Origin of the sequence: Nonomuraea lactucae (assembly GCF_003313395.1) — a bacterium.
Taxonomy (GTDB): Bacteria; Actinomycetota; Actinomycetes; order Streptosporangiales; family Streptosporangiaceae; genus Nonomuraea; species Nonomuraea lactucae.
Genome location: NZ_QNFZ01001035.1, coordinates 1 through 20,788 on the forward strand (window position 1 = coordinate 1; position 20,788 = coordinate 20,788).

A 20,788-nucleotide genomic window follows, 5' to 3' on the forward strand; every position below is an offset into this window, starting at 1 on the left:
GGCGCCGTCGCGACGCCCGCCGGCAGAGCCCCTGGCAGCGAGCGGTGCACACCGCCCGGCAGGGCAGTGTGCGGGTGCGCCACACGGCCACCGGCCTGGCCGGCACGGTCATGGCCACGCCCAGAGCGCAGGGCGCAGCCGCCGCGGCGAGCGTCCTGATCGTGTTCAGGTGGCTGCGCCGGCGCCGGGCTCGCCGGCACGCCGGAGTGGGGTGAGCTGTCATGGCGTTGCTCTACAAGCCGCTGTCGCTGCTGTTCAGCGTGCTGGGCGGGCTGATCGCCGGTGCGCTGTTCAAGCAGATATGGAAGCTCGCCGCAGGCCAGGACGACGCCCCTGACGCCGACGATGAGAACTACAGCTGGCGTCAAGTGCTGGCGGCCGCGATGCTGCAGGGAGCCATCTTCGGCCTGGTGAAGGCGGCCGTTCAACGCGCCGGCGCGCACGGTGTTCGCAAGACGACCGGGCGCTGGCCCGGCGATGACCGACGCCAAACCCGCGAAAGCGCACGGGCATGAACAAGCGCACCGACGCCGCCGGCCGACCGGGCAGACCGGCCGGCGGCCGGGCCCCGGATCGGCCGACCGAGCTGGGGCGCACCGTGTGGTGGGGTGCGCTCAAGCGGACCTTCGTCGAGTTCAAGGACGACAACCTGCCGGACTGGGCGGCCGCGCTCACCTACTACGGCGTGCTGTCGATCTTCCCGGCCATGCTGGTGGTCATCTCGCTGGTGGGGCTGGGCGGCGCGTCGGTGTCGCAGTCATTGATCACCAACGTGGGAGATTTGGCGCCCGGCGCGGTCAAGCAGGTACTCACCAACGCGCTCACCGAGCTGCAGCGCGGGCAGAGCGCCGGCCTGGTGGCCCTTGCCGGTCTGGCCGTCGCCGTGTGGTCGGCGTCGGGGTATGTGGCCGCGTTCATGCGCGCCTCCAACGCCATCTACGACGTCCCCGAGGGCCGGCCGATCTGGAAGACGATCCCGCTGCGGATCGCCGTCACCCTCATCACCCTGGTGCTGCTGTCGGCCAGCACCATCGCTGTCGTGATCTCCGGGCCGCTGGCCCAGCGCGCCGGCGACATCCTCGGACTCGGCTCGGCCGCGGTCACCGCATGGAACATCGCCAAGTGGCCGATCCTTCTGCTGGTCGTCAGCTTCCTGTTCGCGCTGCTGTACTGGGCATCGCCCAACGCCAAGCGCGGATTTCGATGGGTCACCGCCGGCGGCGTGCTGGCCCTGATCGTATGGCTGATCGCCTCCGCCGGCTTCGCCTTCTACGTTGCCAACTTCGGCTCCTACAACAAGACCTACGGCAGCATCGCGGGAATGATCATCTTCCTGGTGTGGCTGTGGATCACCAACACCGCCATCCTGCTTGGCGCCGAACTCAACGCCGAACTCGAACGCGGCCGCGCCATCGCCGGCGGACACCCCGAAGACCAAGAGCCCTACGTTCAGCCACGCGACACCCGCACATCCGACGACCACGACCAAAGGTGAGACTCACGCCGATATGGACATCCGCGGCGGTCCGGCCTTGATCCATAGCGTGGATCGAGACAGACGAGGACAGATATGACACTTCCGGGACGGCCTTCGGGGCGGTCCGGCACGGTGCCCGCGGCCGTGCCGACGGCCGTTGTCGCCTTCAGGGCGGGCCCTGCTTGGCCCAAAAGTTGGCCAGACCCGCCAGGCCGTTGACCTCGCCCCCTGTCCCACTTGGCCAGGTCCCACCTCGTGCTGCCGAGGATGCAGGTGCCATCGAACGATCATAATCTGCTGCTGGGCACCGACTCATGTTGGCTCGGCCTAGCACCTTTGGTTGAGGGGATGCTGGCGCCGTCTACGGAGCGCGTCGACTGCAGCACGCGCGGCTCGGTAGGCAGAGTTCTCGTATGGCGGGTTGCCGGGTTTCGTCGTGGCGGCTGTCGGCGGCTGGGACGACTGGGCTGCAGGTACTTCGGGGGCAGGCGCTAGTCCGGGCGGCGACCCAGAACTCGTGGAACCAGCGTCGACATCCTCACCGGAGTCTGGCGCGCCTGCGCGCCGGCGGACTATCACAGAGGCGATTTGGGCACAGGCTGCGCAGGCTTGCCCGGTGTCGAGACGGTGGTGTTCCTCGCAGCGAACGTCAGGGCAGTGATAGCCGCGCCGGACGATCGTGATGGCCACCGCGGTGGGGTCGGTGATGTCGTCGCGCCACCGCCACGGCTCCCAGCGCCTGCCGATCCGCTCGGCCAGTTCCACCGGCGTCCTGGCGGCGAGCTCGGCGACGATGGCGGCCAGCACGCGGCGCCGACCGAAGGCCGGGATGCGCTGGGCCAGCGGCGTGGGGACGGCCTGACGGTAGAGCTCGGCGGCCTGCCGCGCCGCCACCGAGTCCCGCAGTGCCTGCGATGTCGGACGCATCGGAGAAATCGGCCTTCCGCTGTCTCGCGGGTGGCCGTCTACCACCTGTACGTCGCCTGCGGCGGGAGGCCGAGATACGTCCAGCGATGATGTCTTATGATCATGTGCCTTCTGTGGAGTGCCCGGATCTGCCAGGGGTGACTGCCCGTCTTTGCCAGGGGTGAATGCCCTGGGTTGCGAGGGGCTGATGGTGTGTCGCCTGCCTTGTGAGGCGTATGTGACTACGACTTGCGCGGCCTCGTCCGGGTCCAGCACAGGGCGCACTAGGAGGCGGCCGCCGCGGCGCGCGGTGACTTCCACCAGACCGGCGCGTTCCAGTTCCCGAAGCCTGCGCCGGCCGGTATCGGCCGAGGCGTTCAGCAGGCTGCCCAGGTAAGCGACGGAGGTCTCCAGCGACTCCTCAGGCCCACCCTGCCTGACCAGCAGTAACAGTGCATACGTCCGCCAGGCACTCGGCGAGACGTGTCGGCCCGGCTCGCCGCAGGCCGACAGCAGATCCAGCGTCCAGGCCGGCACCGCCACGTACGGCTCGCCGGTCTCACGGGGCAGCCGCAAAGCCGCATGCCGCACCGCGCGCTTGGCCCCCAACGGGCTGGAGCGGGCCAGCCAGGGCCCACCCGAGCCGTCGGCCAGCAGCTCGCGGCGCGCGCCGTCCAAGGTCTTCTCGCTCACGCCCAACGTCTCGGCAACCCAGCAGCGCCGCGCGAACGCCGGAGCCCGGCCACCACCCAGAACGCGGGGCATCAACGTCTCGTACATCGCCCACACGGCCACCGCCAGGGCGCCATGCGAAGGCGAGCGCAGCAGCGAACGAGGAACCTGCACATGTTCCCGTGGAAACGATCTGGAGGAAGGCGCGACGCCACTGCCAGGCGTGCCGGTCAACGCCTCCTCCTGACAAGCCGCGCCAGCTGCCGCCGTCACTCGGCCCCACCCGCGCAAGAGGCGGCCGTGGACGGCGAGATCATTCCGCGTATATTCCGCGAGCGGCGGCACGTGCGGGCCGAGGCTGGCACACCGTGGCACACGCCGAGCGGCGGCGGGCAGGCGTTACCGCAGGTCAGGCCCAGGTTTTCTCTGGACAGGTAAGCGCGCCCTGCAGGATTCGAACCTGCGACCGTCGGATTAGAAGTGGAAAGTCGCTTTATGCAAGCAAAGGCTCTACGACCTGCGGCGGAGGGCGCAATGGAGAGCGTGGCGGCGTTGGTCATGCCGCGTATAGTCCGTAGGCCAGGTTGTGGGTCATGAACCGTCCAATGCCTCCTCGATACGTTGATTAGCAACCTCGCGCTGGCCGTCGATGCACTTGGCGTAGATCTTCAGAAGCACATCCACGCTGTGCCCGGCCCGTGCGGCAACCTCGGGCGCGTGCACGCCGGCGTTGAGCCACAGCGACACCGCGGCGTGCCGTAGGTCGTAGGGGCGGCCAGCCAGCGGTGAATCGACCTGTTCCGGGGTGAGCGCGAGTTTTCGTGCCTCCTGCCAGACCTTCGCGTAGGCCGAACCGGAGAACGTGCCACCCGTGCGGGTCCGGAAGAGCCGGCCGTCATCGCCGACCCCGAACGTCGCGATGTGCTCGCGAAGGATGGCGACCAGCTCCGGTGGGATCGGCACCGGGCGGTCTTCCTTCTCTTCGCGGTGCTTAAGACCTCGGACATCGTAGGAACGGCCGGAGTTGGTGTACCGGCTGTTGCTCTGCGGTCGGGTCTTGGTTGGCGTGATCTGCCCCCACCCCTCGAAAGGGAGGACGCAGTCCCTTTTGCGCAGTCCTTGCGCTTCGGCCGGGCGGAGGCCACCGAAGTACATGCACGCGAACATCGCCGACAGCATCCGCCCACGCGTACGACCGACGCAGATCACGGCGTCCAGGAGTGCGCGTGCCTGCTGGGGGTTGACGACCACGCGCCGGTCCACCACGTAGTTCGACTTGGGTGGTTTCCACTTGACCCGATCGAGCGGGTTCGTGCTGACCTCGCCGAGCTCGAAGGCGTACTCCAGGGCGTGATGGAACACCATCCGCTTGCGCCGGAACGTTGAATTGGCCGCCGCCTCACCGTCCAGGCATACGGCTAACGCCTCCAGCGCTACACGAGCGTGGCGGGCCTCGTTCAGCTCCGTCATCGGCAGCGATGCCGCCTCCAGCCAGCGCAGCGCCGCCGCGGCGGCCCGCCCATCAGGCTCAGACTGGCGATCCTCGGGGAGAAAGACGTGCTGCCGCAGCACCTGGCGCAACAGCTCGTCGTCGGGCCGGCCTTTCTGGTCAGTCGTCAGCGCCAGCGTCACTGCGACCAGGGTTTCGATGGTGCCTTCGCGGGACTTGGCCGCTTGGTGCGGCCAGCGGCGGTTCACGTAGGCCCGAGCGAATTGCAGCCAAGTGCGCGAGTTTCGGGCCTTCAGCATGGACTCGGGCAGGCCAGTGTCGGTGTCGAACCATTCGCCATGCCGAGCGGCCTGGCGAAGTTCGGAGAGGAAGTTCTCGGCCTGTTCCGACATGCCGAATGTGCTGCACTGGGCTTCGCCTTCAACAACCCAGCGCACCTGGTACGACGGCTTTTTGCTGGGGGTGCGTCGGGTCTTCCAGAACTTGACCTTGTACGACCTGCTCACGCGGTCACCTCGAGCCCGGCGAGCCACGCCTGATAGTCATCCCGGTGGATGCGGAACTCACCGTTGGGAAGCCGGTGCATCTTGGGCGTGCGCTTGCGAGTCCGCCAGTGCTGCCAGGTTCTCCGGTGGATCTTCAGCGCCGTCATGATCTCGGGGACGGTGAGCCACTCGTCTTCGTCGCCTGCTGCGGTCTCGGGCGCGGCCTCGGGCATCGTCGAGCCATGGGGGCGGCCCGGTTGGTTACGACGGCTGGATGCGGCCATGATGGAGCCACTCCTATTCGTTCAAGGCGGTAGGGGTGCGGCCCCGGGTGGTGCTTGCCGGCTTGCCCGGGGCCGTCGTGCTACTTGGCAGACTGCGGGAGCCGTGCCTCGATGTAGATGCGCACGTTGCGGCTGGTGCCCTGACAGGGCAGCGGGTCAGAGATCTCGATGACGTCGAAGGTGCGGGCGATGGCTTCAGCAGCCTGGGCGATCTCGTCGGGCAGGCAGATGGCGCGGATCTTCAAGCTGGTTCCTCCAGGTGGCGGGTGGAGCAGGTGGCGTGCGTGGGCAGTGATAGTTGCGGTCTGAGACGTCGCGAACGAGGGGCGCGGGAGTTGCGGGTCGTGATGCCTTGTGGCGGGAGATGTTGCATTTCGTGGCACACTCTCGCAACAGTTGCAACAGGGACACCATAGCGCTCTTGAGCTGTTTGTCCAGCTCACGACATGAGGCGTCACTTTTGTCGTTTTGTCGCAAAGCTGGAGTCTGCGATCATGGGCAGTGCCACGCACGCCGTGACGAGCAGGATGCTGGCGCCGACCAGTCCCCACGTCGCCACTCCCAGCAGCCACGCAGCCGTGAGCGTCAGCGCAACCGCATACGATCTGGCGCCCACGCCGACCAACGGCACCAGGCAGGCTGCCACCAGCACCACGGCGGGCACGATCAGCAAGCCAGGATGGGACACCCCGGCGAGTACGCCGAGGACCTGCGCCCAGGCCAGCCACACCGCCACCAACGCGCCCCGCAGTAATACGATCATGACGCCCTCCGCATCTCCACATAGCGGCCACCGACCACTCGCGCCTGCCCCTGTTCCACCAGCGACGCCGCCACCCGAAACGCCATCGGTAGCCCCGATCGCACCATCAGCTCCGCCGCCGTCAACCCCTCGCTGGCACGGCCAGCAGCGACAGTACCTTCTCCTGCGCCGCAGCGACGTCGGGCCTAGTTGAGCGCGTCCGACCTCCACAGCGGGTGGCTGACGTGCTCGGAGTCAGCGCCGAGGAGATCAGCCTCGTGATGGGGGCCCGCTACATGTCGGTCAAGGCTCCAGCAGGCCGGAACGTGCCCTACCAGATCGCCCTCACCTATGTTCCGCTGGAAATTGCGGAAGGCACGGCCATCGAGGAGGAGGACACCGGAGTCGGCGGGCTCAGCAGCCGACTCGCTGATCTCGATCAGGCCCAGGCAGCGCTGGAGGACACCATCGAGGTCCGGCCGCCTGAGCCGGAAGAGGAGTTCCTTGGGCTGAACGAGGACCAGCGGGTATTCGACATTCTCCACATCGGCGAAACTCGCGACGGCCGGCCCGTGAAAGTAACGACGTTCGTCATCCCGACGCACCTGTCCAAGCTGCGCTACCGGGTTCAACTGAAGGACTAAGCCTGGATCAACCGCCCCCGCCGCCCGGCATCCCGTAAGGCCCTTCTGCCTTGATCTCGTCTGTCCTAGACACGGTATGGACGGTTCGTCCTCTCCTCCCCTGTGCACCTCTTATACCTACTCCAGTGACGATCAGCTCACGCTATGTCAGGCTATAGGGGTGCTCCGGTGGATGGCAGCCACCAGCTCGACCGGCCGATTGCTATCCGCTGGCTACGTCCGCCCCCAGCATCAGCCCAGGAGAGTGTCGATGGATGACGTAGACACCGTGGTCTCGATCTTGGCTGGAATCGTCACCGTAGTGAGCGGCCTGGTTGGATTAGTGAAATGGTCTGATCGCCACTCGCCGAACACGGCGTCCACGGACAGAGGGCACTTCGATCCTGCCATCGACTGGGTCCACTTTCTGATCGCGGGCACGCCAGGAATCCTGGTGTTCATACTCGCGTCCTCGGCTTTCGGCCTGAGTGTGGTCGCTGCGACATTGCTTGGAGTGGCCGTTGCCGCTGTCGTGTGGATGTTGTGGTGGTTCACCCCGCTCTAGCAGACGACAGCCCATAAGCGCCTCACCTTCCAGAGCTTAGATAGCGGGGTGGAGCAGCTTGGTAGCTCGACGGGCTCATAAGGTCGCGGGCTCAAATCGCGCTCTTGCAAGGAGTAGCCGCGCTGGCCGCTCCCCCGGCCTAGCTGCCACATCGCCGACCAGGGCAGGACCGGGCGGCTGCGCGTGCACACGGGCTCGTATTTCGAGGTCACGCCGGTGTCACGGTGTCGCGATAGAGCCGCGTGTTCGATTGACGCACCTCAGGCATGCACGCTGCGGCCATAGCACCGCTCACGACGATAACGGTGCCTCCGGCGAGCACAGCTCGCACGCCGAGCTGGTCAGCGACGGGGCATGCCACCGAGTACGCGACAGGCACCTGGGTTTTGCGGGGGCACAACCACGGCCGAGTTGGTTCTTAGGTCGGCGCGTGCCCGCTGACGACCCTCGTGGGCGTGCCGAGCAGGGCGCGCAGGCTGCCCTCGCCTTGACGGACTGCGGCGGTGAGGGCGTCCAAGTGGGCTGCTGGGAGGCTTCCTGCGCCGAACCCCGAGGCGGCGAGCACGCCGGCGAGGTCCTGTTCCTGCTGTGGGGTCATGCGGGAGCGCATCCCGTGGTGCCCGAGGACGTCCCGGGCAGCGTAGGCGTCCGAGCAGGCCACGCCGATAGCAGCGGACCGCAGCTCGGCGTCGTGCGCTGTTGGCCGGTCGGCAGTCAGATCGAGCACGGTCAGGCCAAGCCGAGCCCGGAACGCCGCGGTCATCGGTTCAGGGTCGGCGATCAGCGCGAGTGCTTCCCGCACCGCATGGTCCAGTTCGTGCTGTGATGGCGTCGACGTCGTCGGCCGGCAGTAGATGCGCAAGATGGCTGCGCCGGCGTTCTCCCAGGGCTCTGCCGGGATGCTGGAGTCGATCATGTCGGCGGCCTGCCGGTGGAGGTCCTGCTCCACCAGCGACATGATCGTAATCTGGCGGCCGTCGAGAAGCCGCTGACCGACGCCACGGTGCGCAGCCATGGATTCGGCTGCCTCGGTCCAACGGCCGGCGCTGGCGAGGGCTCTGGCACCGTCGACCAGCAGGGCGACCCACAGCTCCGTGCAGATCTTGCGGTGGTCTGCGACGGTCTGGATCAACGGCGACAGGTCGACGTCGTGATCACGGATGATGGTGGCGCCGCGCTGCTGCGCGGCGCGGTACAACTGCTGAAGCACCGTGAAGGCGCCGCTGCCGTCCCCTCCGCGGATCAGGAGTCGGGCGATGTTCACCAGCGGCATCAGCGACATCACGGCGATGTCCTGGTCGAGGGCTCCGGCTTCGGCGAAGACTTTGTGCTGCCGCCAGCACAGTTCGGCGGCCAGGTCGGGCATCCCGCTGTCGGAGGCAATGAGCGCGGCGAAGTTGAGGACTCCACTGGCGCGGGCCACCCGCTGAGGGTGGTCCGCGCCGGGCACCTCGACGGTCAGCGCGGTGAGCTCTGCAATGCGCCTGCGCAGTGGAAGCCCAGGAGGCTTAGGCCGGCAGACCAGCGGGATACGGCGGGCGATCGCAGGGTTCATCACGCTGCCCCCTCTTCTACCAGTCGACGACGAGTCGGCTGTTGGCCTTGTCGATGATGAAGCGCGGGTCGGCGGCCTTCAGCAGGTCACGGTTGGCGGCCGTGGCCATCCGGAAGCCGGGAGCGGGGGCGTCGTTGCCGTAGTCGCGGTCCCACTCGGCGATCGCGGCGACGACCTGCTCGGCGAGGGAGGCGGCGCGCGCGCCGTGGCCGATGACGCCGATCTCCCAGAACCGGCCCTCGGCGTCGTCGCCCTCGCGGACGGTCAGGTAGGCCAGGCTGTCGCCGTCGAGCGCGGCCATGGAACCCCATCCGAAGTGCGGGGTGAAACCGGGCCGCTCGCCAGGCATCCGGGACAGGCCGTTGGGCAGGACGCACGCCAGCCACAGGTAGACCCACTCCCAGGGCGAGCCCTGCCGGAACTTCACGCCGGTGTAGAGCTTGTGGGATGGCTCGTCCAAGACGGTCCGCATAGCCTCCCGGTCGACGAGCTGCTCGCTGTAGGTCTCCAGCCGGACGTTGCCCTCCCCCGCCATGGGGACCGTGGTACGGACGTCATCGCAGATGCCCTTGCGCAGCGGGACGAACGTGGCCATCTCGCAGGAGACGGTCTTCCAGGTCTCGCCGTCGCGCTCGAAAGCGAAGCTCCGGGAGATGCTGCCGCGGATTCGCGTCGGGATGACCAGGCGGCCGTCTGGGGCCAGTTGCTCCAGGACGGGGAGGGGGATGTCGCCGGCGCCCACGGTGAACTGGATCCGATCGAACGGGGCGTGCTCGGGGAGTCCGGCCGCGCCATCGGCCAGCAGCACGGTCACGTTCGACACGCCAGCGGCCTCCAGGTGCTTGCTGGCGGTGTTGACGAGGTCGGCGTCAACGTCCACGGTCCACACGTGCCCGCCGGGGGACACGAGCCGTGCCAGGAGGGCGGCGTTGTAGCCGGTGGCTGCTCCGGCCTCCAGGATCTTGTGGCCGGGCTGTGCGCCCAGTTGTTCCAGTTGGGTGGCGACGACCGAGGGCGCGGAGATGCAGGAGATCATCTCGCCGTCCGCGTTGTGTTTGATCGATACGGCGTCGTTGACGTAGGCGGCCTCGACGTCGGCGTCGGGTATGAATCGGTGGCGCTCGACTTCCCGGAAAGCGTCGATGATCGCGGGGGTGCGCAGGTGGCCGGAGTCGGTGAACTTGTCCACCATGGCGTTGCGCAGGTCGGCGGGGTCGGTGGTTGTAGTGATGGTGCTCTCCATTCCCTTGAAAGTAGGGGTTGCTGGGTCGGACTGGCGGGTAGACACGGCGGTCGGCTCGTCGTCTCCGAAGGCGACGTGCCAGCCCAGCCACGCCGCGGCGGCCTGCTCGGCCACGGGTATGGCGGCGCGGTTGAAAGCGAAGATCGCATGGTGGGCGAGGACGGCGCGCAGACCTCGCCGGAGTTGCCCGCTGGTCGCGAACCGGGCCAGGCAGCGGCCAGCTTCCTCGAAAGCGGCGACGCGCTCGAGCCAGCCGGGTTCGGTGGTGTCCCGTTTGGCGGCGTCGGCGTTCATGAGGCGCCTCATGGCAGCGATAGCCTCCGCCCGGTGGGCCGTCTCGGGCGGGTTGATCGCCGGGCGGAGGTTGCCGACCTTCGCCCAGACGTCGCCGATCTCGAACGGGTCGAGCGCGGCCGCGCGGTTCATGGTGGAGATCAGCAGGATGCACCGCTCGCGGGCATGCGGGCTGCCGGTCTCGGCCAAGGCTGCGGGGCTGTCGGCGCACCACACCTCGTGGGCAATGTCCATGCCCAGCGGGCCGCCGAAGGCGTCGGTCTCCGGCTCGTAGATGCCGTCAACCCAACCGGCCGCCACCTCGTCGGCGACGAGCTGGTCAAGCAGGCCGGCGGCGGGCCGCTCGGTGCGCAGCCGGAGCCCTCCTTCCTTGCGCACGAAGTGGAAACGCTGCCCGGACAGCGCGGCCGCGAGCGCGGCCGCGGCTTTCGGAGTCACGCCGGCATCGCCTGGACAGCGGACGGTGGCTTGCCACCATTCCCGCTCGTCGGGAAGCGGCAGATTCTCGTCGTCGGAGTTCATTGTTCTCGTGTTCACTCCTGCTCGGTCGAAGGTCGGGGTACGGCGGGTCAGTGGATTAACAGGGCGCGGGTCCAGCCGGTCATGTTGGAGCCCTCCAACGCCAGGACCGCCCCGGCTCGCCCTTCCAGAAACCCGGGCTTGGGCAGGTCGGCGATGCCACCGGCCAGCCGCTGGCGGGTCTGCCAGATGGGGTCGGTGAACCGGTCAGGGGTGGAGCTGTCGGCTGCGATGGCGGTCGTGACGGTCAGCAGCCCGGCCCAGCCGTGGCAGAGGGAGGCATCGGTGACCCGGTCCAGGCGGGCCGAGTCGGTGAGGGCGGCGATGGCGAGTTCCTCGGCCTTCTGCCGGCGGGCGTCGTCATCGAGCGCGAGCGCGGCCAACTGGAGGGTGCGGGCGATACCGAGGTCCCCGTAGCACCAGGAGGGGCGCAGGGGTGGCGCCTGCTGCGGCTCGGCGGCGAGTAGGTGGTCCAGGGTGATCCAGTAGGAGGCGCCGAACTCCTCCAGCCAGGTCGCGAACGTCTCGATCGCTTCGAGCTGGCCTTCCACCAGGATGCCACGGCGGGCGGCGAGGGAGAGGAGCGCCAACGGGCCGGCGATGCCGTGTGCCACGCCGTTGTTCGCGTGACCACCGGCGATCTCTTGATGCCCGGGGCTGTCCGGCGACCACCATCCGGGCAGGACCCGGGCATCGGTTTCGGCCGGGACCGCCAGCGTCACCAGGTGGGCCAGCACCTCCTGCAGCAGCGGCGGCGGCGAGCCTGCCCGGGTAAGCAGCAGCGCCCCCAGCCCGGTGAGTCCCCGGATGAGATCGAACTCCGCCAGCATCGGCAGCCGCGCCGACTCTCGCCGCCGACGCGCTGCGGCGAGACGAGCGGCCACGACGTGGTCGACGGCTGCCTGGACGGTCCGGTCGGCGTACCCGGCGCGGCCAAGTACGAACTCCAGTGCCGGGGCGCCGTGGAAGAGGGATGCGTTGGAGCCGGTGCTGACGCCGCCGACGACTGCCTCGGCCAGCAGGGGCCGCGCTGCGGCGAGGTTGCCGCGCTCTATGTGCAGCAGCGCCCTCCCGAGGGCGCCCTCGGCCAGGGCTTGCGTCCTGGGCGGGCTCATCGGCTCGCCCTCACCGCGACGACGATGCTGTGGGCCCGCCCGCCGATCCACCCGTCCGCGTCAGGAGGTGGCGCGTCGTAGAGCACCGCGACGTGGGAACCGGCCAGGTGCGTGCGGAGCAAGTCCAGGTCCATCTCCCGGGTGAGGTCCAGCAGCAGGCGCTGGTCGTCCATGGCCAGGAGCACCTGGTCAGGCACACCCGCCCGGCCGCGCCAGGCGTGCAGCTGCTCGGCCCACTCGTCCAGGCGTGCCGTACGGCCGGGCAGCGTGCGGGCTCGTAGCTGCCAGCGAGCGGCGACCAGGATGCTGCGCCGGTAGTGCAGCGCCGGGGTGAACGGCAGCGTCCAGGCGGTGCCCCAGTCGAACCAGGTCAACTGCGGAGTCGCGGCACGACTGATCTCGGCCAGGAACCGGACCAGCGGCGGGGTGAAGTTGTTCCACACGAAGTTGATCGCTGTCGGCGCCAGCAGCTCCAGGCGCTTCCCGGTGGCGGCCACCGCAAGGTAGAGGTGGCTGCCGCGCAGGCCCACGACCAGATCGGAAGGGAAGAGCACCGCCTCGTCGCTGCCCCGGAACTCGCCGACGCTGACCATCTTCGGCAAGACCCGCGGGGAGCGCGTGAGCAGGTCGGCCTCGACGCGGGAGGGATGGAACGACAACTGGGCCAGTTCCGCGACGGGATCGACAGGGGGAAGAGTCGCCTGCCCGGCGGCGGCCTGCGGGAACAGGTGCCGGAATCGTCCGGTCATCGTGCCGGCCGCCCTGGAGACGGTGTGAACGCGGACGCGGAAGTTGCCCCGGTCGAGCGCCCGGAGCGAACGGGCCTGGACCTGGGCGCACACTTCGAAGTGCGGGGCGAGGGTGGTGGGCGGCTCGCCGGCGGCGGCCTCCAGCTCCTCGAGGAGCGTCTCGGACAGGATCACCGTGCGGCGGCCTTCTACAGCGGCGGTCCCGGCGAGTTCCAACAGCAGCCGGTCGCGCCGCGACATCGGTCGGGGCGACTCGGACACCGAGCCGAACCCGTCAGGCAGGCCCAACCCGTTGTCGGGATCGACGAGCTGCTCCAAGCGGACCTCGGCGCCCTCGCCCCACCGGGCGGCGAACTGCCCGGTATAGCGACGCCACGCCGCGGTGCCGGCCGGGTAGGGCGCGAGCCTGGCCAGCGCGGTCGCCGCGGTCTCCATCTCGACCGCGACCGTCACCGGCAGCCGCACGTCGGCGTCCAGCCGTACGTCCACGTATGCCTCCCGCTCGCGGACATCCAAGGCGCCGACGGGCAGGGCGGCTGCCGGGTCGACGATCGTGGCGGGAGCACGTAGCGCCGACCGCAGCAGGCGGACGCGCAGCAGGTCCGCGAGAAACGCCGCCTGCCGCTGCTCGACCACCTGCGGGAACTCTGCGGCGAGTTTGTCCGCGAGCGCCGCATGCCGGATGGGCGACTTGGCCGCCTGGAGCACGAGCGCCAGCGCGGGAGTCAGCGCGAGGGAGAACTCCGACGCGCCCTTGGACGGCACGAAGACGCGGCCATCGCGCACCTGCGTCAGGTTGTTGACGCACACCTCGACATCCGCCATCAACGCGGCGTCCGCCTCCCGGGCGATGATCGCCTCGTCCAGCGCCTGAGGGTCGGCTCGGGCGAAGATCTCGTGACCCTCCCCGACGAGCACGGCGGACGTTTCGCCGAAGTCGATCAGGCAGACGCCCGCGAACAGGCCGAACGGCGTGGACCGGTGCTCATACCTGATGGCGTACCGGGCGAGTGCGAGCGCGGCGCGACGCGCCCGGCGGGCGTTCGATCGCCCGTCCAAGACTGCCTCCGCCTGGCGGGCAAGGTCCGGGCTGGCGTTGGAGACCGCGCGGCGGAAGGTGTCATCGGCCCATACCGGGTCGAGCCAGGAACGCCACTGCTCTGTGGGCGCGTCGGGCCCTGGCCATTGCGGCAGGGCGGGGGCGGAAAGGTTCACCGCCGCGCGCAGCATCCCGGCGCCAGTGCGCCGGTACAGGGTCCGCCGTGACCGCGTCATCACGCACTCTCCATTCCTGAGGATGAGGAGGGCGCGGGCCCGGTTGGACCCGCGCTGCGCGGACTAGGAGGTCGTGCAGGCGCTCGGGCAGGAGCTCCCGCAGTTGTCGCCGGTGCCGCACAACAGCACCGTCTCGGCCGCCGGGGTGTTCTCGATGAAGGTGATGTCGAGGTCGAACGGGTCGAACGTCGCCCCCGCGTCGACCGTGGCGGCCTGCTCGATGGTCGGAGTGCTCATGTCCTGTACTCCTTCTCCTGTGTTGGGGGTTTTCCTGACGTGGGGTAGGTGGATGTGGGCTACCGCCAGGAGCCCGCGACGACGTAGGGCGGTGGCGTGGGCCGTCCTCGCTGGGCGGGGTGCGGAGGAGCTTGCCGAGCAGGTTCCGCAGCCACGGCCGCCATTCCAGCGGGCCATCGTCTGGCACCCACCCGTGATAGCCCTCCGGGGAGAGGGGTTGCATCGCATGTCCCTTTGAGCGTGCGAGCGCAGGAAGGTCGTGGGACGGCGCGCCGACTCGCCGTCCCACGACCGTGGGCCGCTCCAGGGCCGGGCCGTCCACAGGGGCCGGCTGCCACAGGCTCGCATGCGAGGTATGGGCGTGGCCTGCGGCGGCAGAGAGCTATGTGCGCAGTCGGATTCCGACGTCAGTTTCCACCGTTTGAGGCCGGCCATCGTCGGCCTCGGCCAGCGGCCGATCAGTCGTTGCGCCGCTCGGCGCGCGAGGGCGAATGCCCGGACAAGTCCAGGGCGCAAGGCCGCGTCGTGGGGCAGGTCGGAACTCCACAGGTCGCCGTAGATGAGGAGGATGAGATCCATCCGGGTTCCTCTCACAACGCGTGTGCGCGGGGCCGCGGATTTAGGTGGACGACGCGGAAAGGGTGAAGGGTCACCGCCTGGCGGTGCAGCTCGTAGGCAAGTGAGATGTAGTCCGACCGCTGCACGACCTCCACAATCCCGGCATCCCGCATGGCCTGGGTGATCTCCACGCGTAAGCGCGCCTGCCAGCACTCGTGACCGTACTCATCCCTGCCGCGGAGGAGCTCGTAGTCCGTATAGGTCCTACGGAGAGCGGAAAGCCGAAGGTGGGCGACTGTTGTCGGGTTCATTGGATCACCGTGTTGTGGCAGTGGTCGTTTCCCACCGGTCGGCGGGAGGCCGGTGGCGCGGACGGAGTTGGATCCCGCAGGCAGGGCCGGACAGGGGCTCCGTCGTGGGCTGCGGGTAGCAGGCGGCGCGGGCCGGACGGGGAATGGACATCCGGGGAAGTGAGACCCGCGCCGTAGTGCGCGACCGGGCCGGGACCTTCTCGGCCGGTCGCGCCAAGACGTGGCGTAGCTCCCCGTCCGAGCGCGGGCCGCCTGCCCGGCCACGTCTCGCTTGATCACCCGAACACCTCCTAAAGGAAGCCGGGCGGTACGTAGACGACCGTGGGCGGGTGCGCCGGGATGGCCTCGGCCACGGCGCGCAACAGCTCCTGGTCGACGTCGAGGACGGCCCGCCACAGCTCACGGAGATTGGCGCCCTCGACCGGGGTGTTGACGTCCATGTCATACGCCGGGAACGCCCGGAACTTGCGGCCCCAGGGCTCCCACATCACCTGCCAGCGGCCGCCCCACGACTCCTGCATCTGCGCGGCCAGGAACTGCGCCTTCTCGTCGCTCAGCACCTCGGTGTTGCCCGTGGCGGGATTGTCGTTCGGGGGCGGAACGGCAGGTACGTCGGTCATCATCAGGGGGCCTCAGAAGTCAGGAGGGTGGAATCTAAAGGAGCGTTCGAGGTGACCGGTTCACCGTCGCTGCGGAGGGACACCACCGGCGGTGTGGCGGGCGGGCATTCCTCGCCCTCGCGGGCGGGCCACGCGAGCGCCTGCCACACCACGCCCGCGGCGTAATCCTCGGCCGCCGTGCTCATCGCGGTCATGAGGAACAGGCGCGTGGCAGCGTCGTACCGCACTGTGGGCAGGTTGAGCGTGCCGCTCGGCTGCCACGTCTTGCCTCGGTCGGTCGACACGAGGAGGGTGAGCCAGGTCGACGCACCGGGAAGGACCGGGACGTCGGCCGGACGGGCGCGGAGCCGGTGAGGATCCGCGTCAAGAGGCTGCATCGTGTGGCGCTCCTCACATCCGGTGAAGGGTCCCCTCCACCTTGGAGTCACGTCGAGCGCTTGGGAACGCCATCCAGTGGGGCAGTCAAGGGGCAGATCGGGGGCAGATTCGCGGGCCTGCCGATGCCCTCCTGTGCGACGATGCCCGCGAGGGAGGTGCGCCATGCCGGAACCCAACGTGCTGCTGCAGCAGGCGCGCGAACGGGTGCCCTCACCATCAGCCCCCGGCGAGAGCGCATCCCGCCAGGACCTCGCCGACCTGGTCAATGCCTGGATCCTGAACGAGCGCAACCGCACGGCAGGCTTGACCGCCAACTACATCGGCAAGATGGAACGCGGGCTGGTGAGGTGGCCTCAACAGGACTACCGGGACGCCCTGCGGGCCATTTGCGGGGCAGATGAGGACAAGGACCTCGGATTCGCTCGCCGACGGCGCACCAAACCGCCCGTTACCGTTGCAGATGTGGATCGCAAGCAGTTCATCCGCACTGCGATGGGGATAGCCGCTACCGTCCCCCTCGCCGAGCTGGCCGCGCCCGGCCAAGCCATCAGTCCGCCCGCCGTCGTCCAACCGTCCGATATCTCCGAGCTACGGACCGTCGCCAACGTCTTCACCACCTGGGATCACACCTACGGTGGCTGCCTAGTCCGCGAGGCGGTCGCCGCGCAACTCCGCTTCGCGGTAGGGCTTCTGAAGGAATCTCGATGCCCGGCCAAGCTGCACGATCCTCTGTACTCAGCGGTCGGTTGGCTCGGGCACGCGGCCGCGTTCATGGCGTTCGACGCCTACGCTCACGACGACGCCCGCAAGATGTTCGCCCTCGCACTCGCCTGCACGGAGGAGGCGAACAACTGGCACCTTCGCGCCAAGGTGCTGTCCAGCATGGCGAGGCAAGCCATCTGGGTCGGGGACGCCGACAACGGGCTCACCCTCGTGGAGTTCGCTCTCGTACGGGCCGACAGGCTCACGGCCGGCGAGCGCGCGATGCTGCGGTCCGCCCAGGCGCGGGCATTCGCCAAGTTGGGCAGGGTGTCGGAGACGTGGCAGGCCGTCAAAGAGGCCGACAAGGAGTTCGACCGCATCCACCCCGCGGAGGAGAAGCCGTGGATGTGGTACTACGACGACGCCCAGCACCAAGGCGACACCGGGCACGCGGTGTTCGACCTGGCGATCGATGTGCGGGCCCTCGGCAAGGTGATCGACGGGCAGGTCATCCACGAGGCGGTCAACGCCCAGTACGTTGGCGAGGCATCTGACAGGCTGGCCAGCGCGGTGGCCGGACATACCGCCGCCTACGTTCGGTCCCGCGCCATCAGCGGTATCAAGCTCGCCTCCCTGACGATGGCGGCCGGTGACCCCGAGGAGGCCGCCGCCATCGGTGGGCGCGCAGTCACCGATGCGGGCACAGTCCGTTCGCGCCGCGCCCAGGACGACATGCGCGAGCTCGCCCGGTTCTCCCGCCCGCACGAGCGGCGGACGCCAGTGGCCGAGCTGCGGCACCGCATCCGGGCGGCGGTTCAGTGATGACCCAGACCTCCAACACCGAGGTGGCCGCGCGGTCGGTGCTCGACGCGGCCAGCCGCCGCGCCGGGCTCGACCCGGCCGAGGCCGAGCTGATCCGGCTCGGTGAGAACGCCCTCTTCCGGCTCCCCGACGGCATCATCGCCCGTATCGCCCGCGCGGGCCAGGCCGCCGCCGCGGCGCGAGAGGTGTCGGTGGCCAGATGGCTGGAGACCAACAACGTGCCGGCCGTGCGAGCCTGGCCCGATGTCGACCAGCCCGTCGAGGTGGAGGGCCGCGCGGTCACCTGGTGGCGTGAACTACCTCCTCACCAGCACGGGACGGCTCTGCAGGTGGCGACCGCGCTGCGTCGCCTGCACGACCTGCCGCCCCCGACCGAATTTGACATCGGCCGCCTGGATCCGTTTGTACGGCTGGCCGAGCGGATCGACCGGGCGACCACGCTCGCCGAGGCGGACCGGGCATGGATGCGCGGCCACCTAACCGAGCTGGAAGCGCGGTATGCCGAGCTGCCCGAGGGACTGCCGGAGAGCGTCGTACACGGAGACGCCTGGATCGGGAACGTCGTCTCCACCGACGACGGCCAGGTGGTGCTACTCGACCTGGAGCGCTGCTCGATCGGTCCACCCGAATGGGACCTGACCTCCACGGCCGTGAAGGCGTTCAGCATCGCCGGCATCACCCCGGAAGACTACGTAATGTTCGTTCGGGCGTACGGGCACGACGTCACAGCGTGGGCGGGGTTCGAGACGCTGCGGGACATCCGCGAGTTTCGGATGACATGCATGGCCGCCCAGGTGGCCGCGGAGAACCCCGCGCGGCGCGATGAGGTGATGCTGCGGTTGGCGTGTCTGCGTGGTGATCGCGGGCCTCGCCCGTGGCCGTGGAAACCTGTGCCTTGAGGCCGAAGCGGACGTAAGTGCAGGTTGCCCTACGCTGCGATCGTCCATCACCCTGTGACCATGACGGCATGGCTGGTGTCCGAGGATGCACTGCAGGTGTTCCGCATGGACCACATCGGATCCGTCCGCCTGGAAATCGCGGACGGGCGCGGTGATGATGGCGTGCACCCGACCAACCCTTGCTCGGGCCGAGCGTGTACGGGTCATGGTCGGCACGCGCGCCGGCGAGGTGATGTGCGCGCTGACGTGCCCAGGACGCGCGCCCTCAGCGCGCGGCAGGAGCTGATGAGCAAGCTGGATTCCGTGGAGCAGCAGCCCGGCGTCACGGTGTACTTCCACCCTCCGGCCGGGGCGTGGCCGAGGAAGAAGCCCGCAGAGATCTGGACGACGTCACGCACCATGCCGGAGCCCGACTTCGTGCAGCGGTAGAGCGCCCCACACACACAACCGCACGTTATGCGCATAACATGACTCTATGCCCGCGCCCCGCTATCAAGAAGTCGCCGACGACCTGCGAACCAAGATTCGCAACGGAACCTACAAGATAGGCGAACCCCTCCCCCATGCCCGAGACCTGATGACGAAGTACGGTCTCGGATCCCAGAGCGTCCTCAACAAGGTTTATGCGATCCTCAAGGCCGAGCAGCTCATCCGCCGTAACGCCGCCGTAGGCATGATCGTCCAAGACCCCAGGCCGATCATGGTGGACCTCATCCTGCACGGCCAGCACGGCCACGGCCCACTCCCCTGGGCCCAGTGCTGCGAACGCACAGGCGTCGAAGGACAGATGATCACAGACAAGGTACGACAGGAGCCCGTCACGGCAGTCAGCGCCGACGTGGCCGAACTCCTGGACCTTTCTGATGGCGACGAGGTCGCGATCCGCACCCGGCACGCGACCATCGGCGACACCACCGTCCGCCTCGACGAGGCTATCTACCCGCTCTCCCTCGTCCGCGACACGCCGATCGCGGAACCGGGCCAGGTCAAGGGCGGCGTCTACAACGCCCTCGCCGGCGCAGGCATGGAACCCGCCACGATTACGCGGCGCGTCATCAGCACGCGACCGGCCACCGAGGCCGAGGCGAAGGCGATGAAGCTTGCACCTCGCGCGCACGTCCTCACCTACGACCAGGTGATCGCCGACAGCCGCAGGCGCCTGGTCGAGCTGCTGCGCTTCGTTGCGAACCCGGCCCGGGTCAGGTTCGTGGACGAGCAGATGCAGCTGTAGCCCTCTAGGCCAGCAGGACAGGTAGTGAAGCGGCTAGGACATGTGGCGATACGGTAGAGGCGACGCCTGACCTCTGCTGCTGATATGGCCGACCATCGGGAGACCATGTGACCTCCGACCCCTGCGCACTCGCTGATGTTCTGCGTGCACGCTTTGCCGCCTCGCCTCTACGAATCGGCGCTGGCAACTCCGCGACAGCGGAGTTCCAGGTCGGCCACGTCGGCCATCTCCTCACCACTCTCCTGCCGAATGAAGTGTCCATCGAGGTCGTCTTCCTTCCACTCAGCGGCGGTCTCCAGGACGACGACCGGGGCGGCCTCGACGACAATGACGCCTTTTCCAGCACCGTTGATCGGGCGCTCATAGCCGCTGAGATCGACATGGGCGTCCACGGCCTGTCGGCCGCGCCTGGTGACGTACAGCTCGCGGAAGGGACCGTGTTCGGCGCGTACCTGCTGTCGGAGGGCATACCGGGACCGGACCTTCCAGCAAGCGTCATCGGTATCCAGGCCCGCACCGCCGACACCCCCGTCATGCAACTTCTCCTCTATCTCAACCGCCACCCGGACGCGGCCGGCCGCGTACAACGAGCGTGACCACCGTCCAGAAACGCGAAAGAGGCCCTGCCGTCCCGAAGGACAGCAGGGCCTATCTATGATCAGCGGCTACCGCTGATCGGGCGGCAGATCGGGCCGGGCGGTGTGCTTGGCCTTGTAACCGGACACGTACGAGATGAGGCCGGGCAGCAGCGGAATCGTCAGTGACTCCAGCCAGTCCGGCAGGAACGCGATCAGGTCCAGGTCCGCGTTGACCGTCTGCAGGACGGTCAGGACCGCGACCAGGCCGAGGTAGCTGCCCGCCGTCGCGGCGCTGACCTTCCGCTCGACGGGCAACTTGCCGTAGGTCACGGGCTCTCCATGCATGAGATCCTCCAGAAGGAGTTGGACATGTGAAAGGCCCGCCCGAGCGGGCAGGCCATCAAGATCAGATGTGGCGCGGCGGTAGTAAGTCTTCGAAGGTCTTGAACACCGAGACGTCCTCCTGATGCGGTTGACGGGCTTGGTGTCCCAAAGACG

General features: G+C 68.6%; 23 protein-coding genes. 10 read left to right on the forward strand and 13 right to left on the reverse strand.

Annotated features, from left to right (window positions below):
• From DQW85_RS38755 to DQW85_RS38765, 3 genes are all read left to right on the forward strand, one after another.
• On the forward strand, positions 1 to 215 hold a 215-nt coding region (locus DQW85_RS38755; protein WP_162795718.1), incomplete at its 5' end, for a hypothetical protein.
• A gap of 6 nt (positions 216 to 221) precedes the next feature.
• Positions 222 to 515 (forward strand): DUF4235 domain-containing protein, encoded by a 294-nt coding sequence (locus DQW85_RS38760; protein WP_113704716.1) that lies wholly within the window; start codon positions 222 to 224, stop codon positions 513 to 515.
• The gene (locus DQW85_RS38765) at positions 512 to 1,495 is read left to right on the forward strand and encodes a YihY/virulence factor BrkB family protein (RefSeq protein ID WP_113704717.1); all 984 of its coding nucleotides are present in this window, start codon (positions 512 to 514) and stop codon (positions 1,493 to 1,495) included. Before DQW85_RS38760 ends, DQW85_RS38765 begins: the two co-directional genes overlap by 4 nt.
• 309 nt (positions 1,496 to 1,804) lie before the next feature.
• On the opposite strand, the gene DQW85_RS45130 is transcribed toward DQW85_RS38765, so the two are convergent.
• The 5 genes from DQW85_RS45130 to DQW85_RS38785 form a co-directional block, all read right to left on the reverse strand.
• Positions 1,805 to 3,289, reverse strand: coding sequence for a hypothetical protein (locus DQW85_RS45130; protein WP_162795719.1), 1,485 nt, complete (start codon positions 3,287 to 3,289; stop codon positions 1,805 to 1,807).
• A gap of 357 nt (positions 3,290 to 3,646) precedes the next feature.
• Entirely contained in the window at positions 3,647 to 5,011 is a 1,365-nt protein-coding gene (locus tag DQW85_RS38775) for a tyrosine-type recombinase/integrase (protein WP_113704719.1), read from the reverse strand.
• Positions 5,008 to 5,274 (reverse strand): helix-turn-helix transcriptional regulator, encoded by a 267-nt coding sequence (locus DQW85_RS38780; protein ID WP_205315734.1) that lies wholly within the window; start codon positions 5,272 to 5,274, stop codon positions 5,008 to 5,010. Before DQW85_RS38780 ends, DQW85_RS38775 begins: the two co-directional genes overlap by 4 nt.
• An 80-nt stretch (positions 5,275 to 5,354) precedes the next feature.
• A complete protein-coding gene (locus tag DQW85_RS45135; protein WP_162795720.1) occupies positions 5,355 to 5,519 on the reverse strand; it encodes a hypothetical protein in 165 nt (54 codons plus the stop codon).
• Positions 5,520 to 5,728: 209 nt separating this feature from the next.
• Positions 5,729 to 6,037: a hypothetical protein gene (locus tag DQW85_RS38785; protein WP_113704721.1), complete on the reverse strand. Its 309-nt coding sequence runs from the start codon at positions 6,035 to 6,037 to the stop codon at positions 5,729 to 5,731.
• A gap of 215 nt (positions 6,038 to 6,252) precedes the next feature.
• Between DQW85_RS38785 and DQW85_RS38790 the strand changes: the two genes are divergently transcribed.
• Complete coding sequence (locus DQW85_RS38790; RefSeq protein ID WP_113704722.1) at positions 6,253 to 6,660, forward strand: UTRA domain-containing protein; 408 nt, start codon at positions 6,253 to 6,255, stop codon at positions 6,658 to 6,660.
• Between the two features lie 250 nt (positions 6,661 to 6,910).
• The gene (locus tag DQW85_RS38795) at positions 6,911 to 7,204 is read left to right on the forward strand and encodes a hypothetical protein (protein ID WP_113704723.1); all 294 of its coding nucleotides are present in this window, start codon (positions 6,911 to 6,913) and stop codon (positions 7,202 to 7,204) included.
• Positions 7,205 to 7,622: 418 nt separating this feature from the next.
• On the opposite strand, the gene DQW85_RS38800 is transcribed toward DQW85_RS38795, so the two are convergent.
• The 7 genes from DQW85_RS38800 to DQW85_RS38835 all read right to left on the reverse strand — a co-directional run bounded on the left by DQW85_RS38800 (position 7,623) and on the right by DQW85_RS38835 (position 16,057).
• Positions 7,623 to 8,759, reverse strand: a complete 1,137-nt coding sequence (locus tag DQW85_RS38800) for a hypothetical protein (RefSeq protein WP_113704737.1) — start codon at positions 8,757 to 8,759, stop codon at positions 7,623 to 7,625.
• Between the two features lie 16 nt (positions 8,760 to 8,775).
• Positions 8,776 to 10,818, reverse strand: a complete 2,043-nt coding sequence (gene fxlM / locus DQW85_RS38805) for a methyltransferase, FxLD system (protein ID WP_113704724.1) — start codon at positions 10,816 to 10,818, stop codon at positions 8,776 to 8,778.
• Positions 10,819 to 10,865: 47 nt separating this feature from the next.
• Positions 10,866 to 11,930, reverse strand: a complete 1,065-nt coding sequence (locus tag DQW85_RS38810) for a lanthionine synthetase C family protein (protein ID WP_113704725.1) — start codon at positions 11,928 to 11,930, stop codon at positions 10,866 to 10,868.
• Positions 11,927 to 13,954, reverse strand: coding sequence for a lantibiotic dehydratase family protein (locus tag DQW85_RS38815; protein ID WP_113704726.1), 2,028 nt, complete (start codon positions 13,952 to 13,954; stop codon positions 11,927 to 11,929). Before DQW85_RS38815 ends, DQW85_RS38810 begins: the two co-directional genes overlap by 4 nt.
• Positions 13,955 to 14,017: 63 nt before the next feature.
• The gene (locus tag DQW85_RS38820; RefSeq protein WP_113704727.1) at positions 14,018 to 14,191 is read right to left on the reverse strand and encodes an FxLD family lanthipeptide; all 174 of its coding nucleotides are present in this window, start codon (positions 14,189 to 14,191) and stop codon (positions 14,018 to 14,020) included.
• 1,159 nt (positions 14,192 to 15,350) lie between these two features.
• Entirely contained in the window at positions 15,351 to 15,683 is a 333-nt protein-coding gene (locus tag DQW85_RS38830) for a hypothetical protein (RefSeq protein WP_113704729.1), read from the reverse strand.
• Positions 15,683 to 16,057 carry a hypothetical protein gene (locus tag DQW85_RS38835; protein ID WP_113704730.1) on the reverse strand — a complete coding sequence of 125 codons (375 nt, stop codon included), beginning with the start codon at positions 16,055 to 16,057 and terminating at the stop codon, positions 15,683 to 15,685. The genes DQW85_RS38830 and DQW85_RS38835 overlap by 1 nt, the downstream gene beginning before the upstream one ends.
• Positions 16,058 to 16,220: 163 nt before the next feature.
• Between DQW85_RS38835 and DQW85_RS38840 the strand changes: the two genes are divergently transcribed.
• The 5 genes from DQW85_RS38840 to DQW85_RS38860 all read left to right on the forward strand — a co-directional run bounded on the left by DQW85_RS38840 (position 16,221) and on the right by DQW85_RS38860 (position 20,308).
• Positions 16,221 to 17,582 carry an NsdA family TPR-like regulatory protein gene (locus tag DQW85_RS38840; RefSeq protein WP_113704731.1) on the forward strand — a complete coding sequence of 454 codons (1,362 nt, stop codon included), beginning with the start codon at positions 16,221 to 16,223 and terminating at the stop codon, positions 17,580 to 17,582.
• Positions 17,582 to 18,481, forward strand: a complete 900-nt coding sequence (locus DQW85_RS38845) for a phosphotransferase family protein (protein ID WP_113704732.1) — start codon at positions 17,582 to 17,584, stop codon at positions 18,479 to 18,481. Before DQW85_RS38840 ends, DQW85_RS38845 begins: the two co-directional genes overlap by 1 nt.
• A gap of 285 nt (positions 18,482 to 18,766) precedes the next feature.
• Complete coding sequence (locus DQW85_RS38850) at positions 18,767 to 18,910, forward strand: hypothetical protein (RefSeq protein WP_162795721.1); 144 nt, start codon at positions 18,767 to 18,769, stop codon at positions 18,908 to 18,910.
• 46 nt (positions 18,911 to 18,956) lie between these two features.
• Entirely contained in the window at positions 18,957 to 19,712 is a 756-nt protein-coding gene (locus tag DQW85_RS38855) for a GntR family transcriptional regulator (protein WP_113704734.1), read from the forward strand.
• Positions 19,713 to 19,819: 107 nt separating this feature from the next.
• Positions 19,820 to 20,308 (forward strand): hypothetical protein, encoded by a 489-nt coding sequence (locus DQW85_RS38860; RefSeq protein ID WP_113704735.1) that lies wholly within the window; start codon positions 19,820 to 19,822, stop codon positions 20,306 to 20,308.
• A gap of 69 nt (positions 20,309 to 20,377) precedes the next feature.
• On the opposite strand, the gene DQW85_RS38865 is transcribed toward DQW85_RS38860, so the two are convergent.
• A complete protein-coding gene (locus DQW85_RS38865) occupies positions 20,378 to 20,620 on the reverse strand; it encodes a holin (RefSeq protein ID WP_113704736.1) in 243 nt (80 codons plus the stop codon).
• Positions 20,621 to 20,788 lie beyond the last annotated feature (168 nt).